The sequence below is a fragment of the Streptococcus sp. k-378 genome (assembly GCF_013277505.1).
In the GTDB taxonomy this organism is placed as follows: Bacteria; Bacillota; Bacilli; order Lactobacillales; family Streptococcaceae; genus Streptococcus; species Streptococcus pseudopneumoniae.
Window position 1 is genome coordinate 1 of sequence record NZ_VMNC01000126.1, and the last position, 538, is coordinate 538.

1 protein-coding gene is annotated in these 538 nt (G+C 35.5%); it reads right to left on the reverse strand.

The annotated features are described in order from the left end of the window. Nucleotides 1–131 precede the first annotated feature (131 nt). Nucleotides 132–431, reverse strand: a complete 300-nt coding sequence (locus HT719_RS10325) for a DUF1827 family protein (RefSeq protein ID WP_000767185.1) — start codon at nucleotides 429–431, stop codon at nucleotides 132–134. Nucleotides 432–538 lie beyond the last annotated feature (107 nt).

Consider the following 538-nt stretch of genomic DNA (forward strand, 5'->3'; position numbering starts at 1 on the left):
GAAGTAGAGGTGTACTATTATAGTTTCAATCTACTATATAAAAACGCATAATAGTGTACCTTGATACTATGCGTTTTATTGTGGGAAGACTTATTGGACTTTCGCTCAAGTAGAGTTTTTACTCAATTTCCTCACTGGATTGGGATTGAAATTCCAATTAATTTCTCTGAGTAGAGTGTCTTGATATTGGCTTCATCAATAGAGTCCTTATTAATTTTACGTTTCAAGAAAAATTCTTGAATGGTTTCGATTTCAGGCTCACGAATAGCACGGTGTTTGTTTGAGATGAGGATTTCATAGTGAAGCGGCGCTTGGGTAAAAATAACATCTGTATTCCCTGCAGAATAAACCTCAACAAGGGTTGCATCGGTACTTTCTAGCTGATTTTTTACAAGTTGCGAGTGTGAGTTTGTCGTATTGATAAGCTTCATAATATTTCCTCCGATTTTCTAATTCTATTATAGCACTTTTTGAATAAAGTCGCTTGATTTATACTCAATGAAAATCAAAGAGCGAACTAGGAAGCTAGCCGCAGGTT

Excerpts from the sequence above, each read along its gene's own strand:
- HT719_RS10325 (WP_000767185.1), bottom strand. The coding sequence starts at position 431 with ATGAAGCTTATCAATACGACAAACTCACACTCGCAACTTGTAAAAAAT.